Below are 9,039 nucleotides of genomic sequence, written 5' to 3'. Positions count from 1 at the left end.
AAGGTCGCGGTCCCGCTGCTGGTCGTGGCCCTCGTGTGCCTGGTGGCGGGGGTGCTGGCGCTCAGGGCCGCGGGCTGAGCCGCACGCCCGCTGCCAGGGGCACCGCCCCCGGCCGGCGCGGCCATCCCCGGCAACACGGCCGACCCCGCCGACTCGGGGCTCACCTCGGGGGGTAGCCGTAGCCGCCCTGGTACGGCGGCTGTCCTCCGGTGAGGGGGAGGGGCGGAGCGGCGGAGCGGCGGCGGGCCACCAGGAACCAGACGGCCAGCACGGCCAGCAGTGCCGCGCCCGCGCCGACGCCGGTCCATCCGAGCGTCCGCAGCAGCGCGTTGTCCTCCACCTCGGCCTCCGTGAGGCCCTTCTCGGCCATCTCACGGTCCTTGTCGCCGACCCCGAAGCCGGCCGCCTTCGCGTCGCCGTCGTACGCGGGGCCGGTCTTCGTCTCGCCCTTGACCGCGACGCGCAGCGTGACCGGAACGCCCTTGGGGAAGGGCTGGGCCATGTCGGGCGCGGCGGTGACCGCGAGGTAGTACCAGCCCGCGAAGCGGGTGTCGGTGTTGGCGTCGGCGAAGCGGTTCTCGTAGCGGACGGGGTTGGTGTACCGGTCGAAGTTCGCGCCGTCCCCGTCGTAGCTCTGGAAGTCCTCGTCGAAGACGCGGCACCGGGCGGGGTTGTAGACGTTCATCCGGAAGCCGTTGGGCAGGAAGGTGCTGCCCGTGCCCTCCCGCTGGGGCGCGTTGGGCACCTCCATGCGCGCGTACAGTCGCTGGCCCCAGTCGACGGGGACACGGAAGTAGCGGGTCTCACCGGGGCGCAGGCGGTCCTTCCAGACGCCGTCCCCGAGGGCGCGCGCGTCGTTGAAGCCGGTGCCGCCCTCGCGCGTCCTGGCCGTGCCGGAGGGCGGCGCGGGGCGTGTGTTGTTCTCGTCGGTCTCCTCGTCGGTGCCCGGACGGGGCGCGGGGATGCTGCCCTTGAGGCCCGGCTCCTTCATGACCGACAGCTCCAGCGGCCAGGAGGAGGGGTCGGAGTTGTCGCCCTCCTCGCGCACGACGTGCACCAGGTACGGGCCCTTGGCGCGGCATGCCTCGTCACCGGAGTCCCCGATCAGCCGGGAGGTGGTGGCGGACAGCGGGAAGGCGGTGTCGCCGGCCCCGGTGGACCGGCCGTCGCCGCAGGAGTCGCCGTTGGTGTTCTGGAGCGTCACCTCGATGCCGTCCTGGAAGGTGACCTTCAGGCCCGGTTCGGGGGCGGCCGTCGCGGTGATGTGGACATCGGAGGAGGCGTCCAGGTCGAGGGCGTAGTACTTCTCCTCGCCCGGCTCGATCCGGTCGGTGAACAGGCCGGGGGCCACCTTGGGCGCGTCCGCGCTGCTGGAGGCGCCCTCGACCTTCTTGGCGTCCTCGGCCGTCTGGTAGGGCCGCGGTGCGGCCGCCGCCCACGCGCCCGGCGCTGCGGTGATCCCGAGCGCGCCGAAGATCACCGCGCCCGCGCTCAGCGCGGCGAGGAGAGCGCCCCCGCGCCGCACACCCGCGGCGCCCGTGGCCCGACGGCGACCGGCCCCGGCCCGGCCGGCTCCACCTCTCGCCCCGGTCCCACCGGCTCCACCTCTCGCCCCGGTCCCACCGACTCCACCTCTCGCTCCGGCACCACCGACTCCACCTCTCGCTCCGGCACCATCAGGCCCACCTCTCGTCTCGGCCCCACCAGACCCACCTCTCACCTCGGTCCCGACAGCTCCACCTCTCACCCTGGCCCCGACGGCCCCGCTCTTCCCGCCAGCTCCGCCGCTCCCGCCGCTCCGCCCGCGCTCGGCCCTTGTCCGGACGATCCCTCTCACCACGTTCCACCCCTCCGCACATCCGTGCTCCGGACCCTGGCACGGCGCCGCCGCGCATAAAAGATCCCTCCCGCGGCCGCCAGCACGGCCGCGGCGCCCGCCCCGGCCAGGGCGGCCGGACGCGGCCCGGCGGTTCCGCCGCCGTCCTCGCGGCCGTGACCGGCGGACGCGCCGTCGGCCGCGGCCGACCCGTCGGCGAACGGGGCGTCGTTCCCCGGCCCCTTCTTCGCCCTGCCCTTGACGTCGATCCGCAGGACGACGCGGACGGCGGCGTTCGCGGCGATCTCGGACGCCCCGGCCCCCAGCGTGACGGCCAGGTAGTAGTCGCCGTCCCGGCGTACCGGTCTGAGGTTGCCGCCGGGCTCGGCGCGGTTCTTCCAGGCGACGGGAACCGTACCCTGCGACACCTTCACCGGGTCACCCCGGTAGGACTGCCGGGAGGTGAACTCCGTGCCGTCCGGGACCGGCAGCCGGCCGGGCGCGTAGGTCTGGGCGGCCACGAACGAGGTCCCGTAGCCGGACTCGGCGCGCTTGGGCTCGTTGGCGAACTCCACGTCGTAGCGCAGCTGCTGTCTCCAGCCGACCGGGACGCGGTACCAGCGGGTCTGCCCGGGCAGCAGGGTGTCGCGCCACACCCCGGCGCGCAGCCTCGTCGCGTCGTTGAAGCCGGTGCCGCCCTCGACGTCCCGGGGGATTCCGGTCGGCAGGGCCGCGTCCTTGCCCCCTGCCCCGTAGCCGGTGGCGGGCGCGCTCGGGGTGACGCTGCTGGGCAGCGCCTTCTCGGAGCTGAGCCGCAGTTCGACGGGCCAGCGGGACCGGTCGGAGCCGTCGGCGGTGTCGCGGGTCAGCTCGACGGTGAACAGGCCGGGCTTCGCGCACGTGTCGCTGCCGTACCCGGGGACGCGGCTGACGGCCACGGTGAGCGGCGCGGCACCCTCCTCCTGCTGGAAGGAGGACCGGTTGTCGCCGCACATGGTGCCGTCGGAGGCGCGCAGGGTCGCCTTCAGACCGTCGAGCCTGCCCACGGCCGTGCCGGTGCCGGGTACGCCGGTGGCGGCGAAGTCCACCGCGGACGCGGCGCTCGCCCCCTCCAGCCGGGTGCTGTACCAGCGGGTCTCGCCGGGCCCGAGCGTGTCCAGGTACTGGCCGGGGGTGCGCAGCACCGGCGCGTCCGCCGACGAGGCGGTGCCGGTGACGCGCGTGCCCCGGAAGCGGTAGCCGTCGGCCGACAGCCGTCCCGCGCGCTCCAGTTCGCGGGCCAGGTCGTCGGCGTCGCGCGCGTCGTAGTACCGGCCGTTGCCCTTCTCGGCGACGCATGCGAGCTGCTCGCGCGCCTTGCCCCGCACATGGAAGCCGATCGCGTCGATCCGCAGGTCCACGCCGTCCTCGGCCAGGTCCTCGGCGACCTCGCAGGGGTCGGGCCGCCGGCAGGTGTCCTCGCCGTCGGAGATCAGCACGATGGTGCGGCGGCCGAGGGAGCCGGAGGAGGTGCGGGGCAGATCGGCGGCGGCCTTCCGCAGCGAGAGGCCGATCGGGGTCTCGCCCCGCGGCTCGGTCCCGGCGACGGCCTTCTTGATGCCCTCCCGGTCCAGTGGCCGCACCGACCGGGCGAGCCGGGTGTCGGTGCAGCTGCCGGCCTTGTCGGCGCCGTAGACGCGCAGTCCGGTGGGGTAGCCGGCCGGCAGGCTGTCCACGAGGGTGCTCACGGCCGCGCGGGCGGCCCGCATCCGGGTGCCGCCCGAGGAGTCCTTCTCGGCCATCGAGCCGGACGAGTCCAGCACGAGCTGGAGCGATCCGTTGCCACTTGCAACGTCCCGGGCGGTGACGGGGGGCGCTGCGGCGGTGCCGGACGCGGTGGCGGTGCCGGACGCGGCGAATGTCAGCGGTGCGGCGAGTACGGTGAGCAGCAGGGCGCCCACCATCACCCTCGCCGTGCGGCCTTTCCCTGTTCTCATGTGCTTCGTCCCCCTTGGGCGCGGTGCCCTGCGGCAGCTTCGCGTCAGCACCGTAAATGTTTGCAATAGCAAGCCACAAGGGGAAGTCCGTCACGGTCACGCAACGACGAAGGCCCCGGCCGCTCGGGGCGGCCAGGGCCAAGACTCGCCTGTTGTCGCGCTGTGCGCGGGACTTACACTCCCGAACCCGACGGCACGGAGTCGGTCGCCTCCGTCCACAGGTCCTGCTCGGCGCGGTCCGCCTGGATCTGGCGGTACACGAGGAGACCGCCGATGGCGGCCAGTGCGACCAGGAAAAGCTTCTTCACCGCGCTACCTCGTCCTTCGTAGACATTGGGACCTCTATGGCGGCCGATGATACCCAACAGCATTCACGTACAAAGGGGTCGCCCCGGCCGGATACCGCCGTGCCGTCACGCGGTACGGGAGCGCTTCTTGCGCTTGGCCTTGGAACGCTCCTCCAACTGGAGTTCCCGCTCCGCCCCCACAACGCCCTCCCCCAGCTGCCGCCCGCGCTCCCGCTCGGCGTTGAACTCCGCGCCCAGCAGAATGGCCAGATTGGTCAGCCACAGCCACACCAGGAAGACGACGACCCCGCCGAGCGTCCCATAGGTCTTGTTGTACGACCCGAAGTTCGCCACGTAGAACGCGAAGCCCACCGAGGCCACCAGCCAGATGACCAGCGCCAGCACGGCGCCCGGCAGCACCGAGCCGAACCCGCGCAGCCTGGCGTTGGGCGAGGCGTAGTACAGCACGGCGATGATCAGGATGACGACCAGCACCATCACCGGCCACTTGGCCCAGTTCCACGCCGTCACCGCCGCGTCCCCGGTGCCCAGCGCGCTGCCCGCCTTCTTCGCCAGCGGCCCGCTGACGACCAGCGCCACCAGCACCGCCGCCTGGAGCAGCACCGCGACGAGCGTCACCAGGAGCTGCACCGGGCGCAACGTGAAGAAGGAGCGGCCCTCCTCCACCTCGTAGATCACGTTCGAGGCCCGGATGAAGGCCCCCACGTACCCCGAGGCCGTCCACAGCGCACCCAGCGCACCGACGATCAAGAGGATCGTCGGGGTGCCGGAGCCGGACGCCATGGACTCGATCGGCTTCTTGAAGGTGTCCACGGCGGACGCGGGCCCGATCGAGCTGACCAGGTCGGTCAGCGTGCTCACGATCTTCTTCGGGCTCATCACCAGGCTGACCAGGGAGACCAACGCGATCAGCGCCGGGAAGACCGACAGGACCGCGTAGTAGGTGAGCGCGGCGGCCGCGTCGGAGAGGTTGTCCTCCTTGAACTCGGTCATCGTCCGCTTGAGCGTCTGGCCCAGCCCCCCGCTGCGCCGGTGCGCGGGCCCCTCGGGCCGCCGCCCGGACGTCTTCTCCTGGCCCCCCTGCTCCCCCCGGGGCCCGCCCCCGCTCCGGGGACCGGCTCCCTGACCGTGGCTTTGTGCGGGGCCGGGGCCCTGCTCGGGATGGGGGCTCCGCCCGGGACCGGCGCCCTGCTCGGGGCCGGAACCCTGCGTAGGACCGGGGCTCCGCTCGGGGCCGGGGTCCCGGCCGGGGTGCGGGCCGGGGGTGTCGGGCCCCTCCCCGGGCGCGGGACCGGGCTCGCGCCCGTACTCCGGCTCGGGCTCGGGCTCGGGACTGGTCATCACAGCACTCCGCTCGCCGAGAACCTGTCGGCGTCGCCGACGTCAGGACGCGCTACCGGTACCAGGCCGAGGTACCGGGCAAACGTCCGGCGGGGCGGTCCGGCCCCCGGGCGACGCCGACGCCCGGAGTGCGGCACACAACGCGGAAGGCCCGGCCCTCTTCCGAGGGCCGGGCCTTCCATCCGGCGTTTCCGCCACTGTGCGGCTACCAGGACTTGAACCTGGGGCCTCTTCCTTATCAGGGAAGCGCTCTAACCGTCTGAGCTATAGCCGCGCGCTGCACCGAAAGATTAGCGCACTTCAGCCCGTGGTCCCAAATCGGTTCCGCGGGGGCCACGGCCGGTGGCTACTCGTCCTCCGCGAGGGTCAGCTCCACGCCGCCCACGAAGCCGGCGGAGAGGTTGTAGATGAAGGCGCCGAGGGTGGCCAGCGCGGTGGCGAGCACCACGTTGATCAGGGCGATCAGGGAGGTGAAGAGCAGGACGCGGGGGAGGGAGAGGAACGTCTCCAGGTCGAAGCCGCCGCTGCCCTCGGCGCTGGTGGCCTCGCTGACGGTGCCGCCGAGGGTGGAGAAGACGCCCATCGCGTCCATCACCATCCACAGCACGGCGACCGCCACCACGGTGCACAGGCCCAGCGCGACGGCCAGCAGGAAGCTGACCTTCATCACCGACCACGCGTCCGCCTTGGCCACCCGCAGCCGGGCCTTGCGGGTCCTGGGCACCGTGCGCGCCCCGGTGCGGGGCTTGCGCACGGCGCCCTGTGCGTCCGTCCGGTCCGATTTCCCGCCCCCGTCCCCCGAGCGGGGGGACGGGTAGGCCCGCGGCGGCCGGTGCGGCTGCGCCTCCGGCTGGGACTGCGCCTGCGAGGGGGAAGGGCCCGGGGGCTCCGCCTGCGGCTGTGGCTGCGGTTGCGCCTTCGGCTGAGGCTGAGCACCACTCACGGCCCTGCTCCTCGTCCTTGTCGTCCTCGTCGTCCTAGACCTCGGAGCCCGGCTCGTCCTGCTGCTCCCCCTCGTCGGGGGCGCCCGCCGCGGCGTCCACTTCCTCGGCCTCACGGCCGGCCTCGGCGTTGCGTGCCACGCCGACGACCGCGTCCTTCTTGCCCAGGTTGATCAGTTGGACGCCCATGGTGTCACGGCCTGTCTCACGCACCTCGTTGACCCGCGTGCGGATCACACCACCGCCGAGCGTGATGGCGAGGATCTCGTCCGTCTCCTCGACCACCAGCGCGCCGACCAGCGACCCCCTGTCCTCCACGATCTTCGCGGCCTTGATGCCGATCCCGCCGCGGCCCTGGACCCGGTACTCGTCCACGTTGGTCCGCTTCGCGTACCCGCCATCGGTGGCCGTGAACACGAACGTACCCGGCCGCACGACATTCATCGAGAGCAGTTCGTCGTCCTCGCGGAAACTCATGCCCTTGACACCGGAGGTGGCCCTGCCCATCGGGCGCAGCGCCTCGTCGGTCGCGGTGAACCGGATCGACTGCGCCTTCCTGCTGACGAGCAGCAGATCGTCCTCGGGGGAGACGAGTTCGGCCCCGATCAGCTCGTCGTCGCGGCCGTCGTCCATCTGACGCAGGTTGATCGCGATGACGCCGCCCGAGCGCGGCGAGTCGTAGTCCTTGAGCGGAGTCTTCTTCACCAGCCCCGACTTGGTGGCCAGCACCAGGTAGGGGGCGGCCTCGTAGTCGCGGATGGCAAGGATCTCGGCGATCTGCTCGTCCGGCTGGAAGGCCAGCAGGTTGGCCACGTGCTGGCCGCGCGCGTCCCGTCCGGCGTCCGGCAGCTCGTACGCCTTGGCCCGGTAGACACGGCCCTTGTTGGTGAAGAACAGCAGCCAGTGGTGCGTGGTGGAGACGAAGAAGTGGTCGACGATGTCGTCTTCCTTCAGCTTCGTCCCGCGCACGCCCTTGCCGCCGCGCTTCTGGGCGCGGTAGTCGTCGGTCTTGGTGCGCTTGACGTAGCCGCCACGGGTGATCGTGACGACGATGTCCTCCTCGGCGATCAGGTCCTCGATGGACATGTCGCCCTCGAAGGGCACCAGCTTGGTGCGCCTGTCGTCACCGAACTTGTCGACCAGCGCGGCCAGCTCCTCGCCGATGATCTGCCGCTGCCGCTCCGGCGAGGCGAGGATGGCGTTGTACTCGTTGATCTTCGCCTGCAGCTCGTCGTGCTCGGCGGTGATCTTCTGCCGCTCCAGGGCCGCCAGCCGGCGCAGCTGCATCTCCAGGATCGCGTTGGCCTGGATCTCGTCGATCCGCAGCAGCCCCATCAGGCCCTCGCGCGCCACATCGACGGTGTCGCTGCGCCGGATCAGCGCGATGACCTCGTCGATGGCGTCCAGCGCCTTGAGCAGACCGCGCAGGATGTGCGCCCGCTCCTCGGCCTTGCGCAGCCGGAAGCGGGTGCGGCGCACGATGACGTCGATCTGGTGCGCGACCCAGTGGCGGATGAAGGCGTCCAGCGACAGCGTCCGCGGCACACCCTCCACCAGCGCCAGCATGTTGGCGCCGAAGTTGGTCTGCAGGTCGGTGTGCTTGTAGAGGTTGTTGAGGACGACCTTGGCGACCGCGTCCCGCTTCAGGACGATCACCAGGCGCTGGCCCGTGCGCGAGGACGTCTCGTCGCGGACGTCGGCGATGCCGCCGATCCGGCCGTCCTTGACCAGGTCGGCGATCTTCAGCGCGAGGTTGTCCGGGTTGACCTGGTAGGGCAGCTCGGTGACGACCAGGCACTGGCGGCCCTGGATCTCCTCGACCTCCACCACGGCCCGCATCGTGATCGAGCCGCGCCCGGTGCGGTACGCCTCCTCGATGCCCTTGCGGCCCACCACCAGCGCCCCGCTGGGGAAGTCCGGGCCCTTGATGCGCTCCATGAGGGCGTCCAGCAGCTCCTCGCTGGAGGCGTCCGGGTGGTCCAGATACCACTGGGCGCCCGCGGCGACCTCGCGCAGGTTGTGCGGCGGGATGTTGGTGGCCATGCCCACCGCGATGCCGGCGCTGCCGTTGACCAGCAGGTTGGGGAAGCGCGCCGGCAGGACCGTCGGCTCCTGGTTGCGGCCGTCGTAGTTGTCCTGGAAGTCGACGGTCTCCTCGTCGATGTCCCGGAGCATCTCCATGGCCAGCGGCGCCATCTTGCACTCGGTGTACCGCATGGCCGCGGCCGGGTCGTTGCCCGGCGAGCCGAAGTTGCCGTTGGAGTCGACCAGCGGCATCCGCATCGACCACGGCTGGGCCAGCCGGACCAGCGCGTCGTAGATCGAGGTGTCACCGTGCGGGTGGTAGGTGCCCATGACGTCGCCGACGACGCGGGCGCACTTGTAGAAGCCCTTCTCGGGGCGGTACCCGCCGTCGTACATCGCGTACAGCACCCGGCGGTGCACCGGCTTGAGGCCGTCGCGGATGTCGGGCAGCGCGCGGCTCACGATGACGCTCATCGCGTAGTCGAGGTAGGAGCGCTGCATCTCCGTCTCAAGGCTGACGGGCTCGACGCGGGCGCCCGCCTCGGTGTCCACCAGCGCGCTGTCGGGCGCGGGGGCGTTCTCGGGCGTCGGCTCGGGGGTGGTGGGGGTCTCGTCGGCCATGGTTAAAGATC

At 72.1% G+C, this 9,039-nt stretch carries 6 protein-coding genes and 1 tRNA gene; all 7 read right to left on the bottom strand.

Going from position 1 to position 9,039, the window contains the following annotated elements; translation table 11 throughout:
- Positions 1 to 160: 160 nt before the first annotated feature.
- The 7 genes from FM076_RS16595 to gyrA all read right to left on the bottom strand — a co-directional run bounded on the left by FM076_RS16595 (position 161) and on the right by gyrA (position 9,028).
- On the bottom strand, positions 161 to 1,525 hold the full coding sequence (locus FM076_RS16595) for a hypothetical protein (protein WP_173871559.1): 1,365 nt from the start codon (positions 1,523 to 1,525) through the stop codon (positions 161 to 163).
- A gap of 308 nt (positions 1,526 to 1,833) precedes the next feature.
- Positions 1,834 to 3,792, bottom strand: a complete 1,959-nt coding sequence (locus FM076_RS16590) for a vWA domain-containing protein (protein ID WP_243274539.1) — start codon at positions 3,790 to 3,792, stop codon at positions 1,834 to 1,836.
- Between the two features lie 173 nt (positions 3,793 to 3,965).
- Entirely contained in the window at positions 3,966 to 4,100 is a 135-nt protein-coding gene (locus tag FM076_RS33885; RefSeq protein ID WP_345945053.1) for a DLW-39 family protein, read from the bottom strand.
- Between the two features lie 105 nt (positions 4,101 to 4,205).
- Positions 4,206 to 5,441 (bottom strand): YhjD/YihY/BrkB family envelope integrity protein, encoded by a 1,236-nt coding sequence (locus FM076_RS16580; protein ID WP_274598811.1) that lies wholly within the window; start codon positions 5,439 to 5,441, stop codon positions 4,206 to 4,208.
- Positions 5,442 to 5,641: 200 nt separating this feature from the next.
- Positions 5,642 to 5,715, bottom strand: a tRNA-Ile gene (locus FM076_RS16575).
- 72 nt (positions 5,716 to 5,787) lie between these two features.
- A complete protein-coding gene (locus FM076_RS16570; protein WP_173871555.1) occupies positions 5,788 to 6,384 on the bottom strand; it encodes a DUF3566 domain-containing protein in 597 nt (198 codons plus the stop codon).
- A 34-nt stretch (positions 6,385 to 6,418) separates the two neighbouring features.
- Positions 6,419 to 9,028, bottom strand: coding sequence for a DNA gyrase subunit A (gene gyrA, locus FM076_RS16565; RefSeq protein WP_173871553.1), 2,610 nt, complete (start codon positions 9,026 to 9,028; stop codon positions 6,419 to 6,421).
- Positions 9,029 to 9,039 lie beyond the last annotated feature (11 nt).

It is taken from the genome of Streptomyces albus subsp. chlorinus (assembly GCF_013302895.1).
GTDB lineage: Bacteria > Actinomycetota > Actinomycetes > Streptomycetales > Streptomycetaceae > Streptomyces > Streptomyces chlorinus.
This window is presented reverse-complemented; position numbering and strand designations above follow the sequence as displayed.

Excerpts from the sequence above, each read along its gene's own strand:
- gyrA (WP_173871553.1), bottom strand. The coding sequence starts at position 9,028 with ATGGCCGACGAGACCCCCACCACCCCCGAGCCGACGCCCGAGAACGCC.
- FM076_RS16590 (WP_243274539.1), bottom strand. The coding sequence starts at position 3,792 with ATGAGAACAGGGAAAGGCCGCACGGCGAGGGTGATGGTGGGCGCCCTG.
- FM076_RS16580 (WP_274598811.1), bottom strand. The coding sequence starts at position 5,441 with ATGACCAGTCCCGAGCCCGAGCCCGAGCCGGAGTACGGGCGCGAGCCC.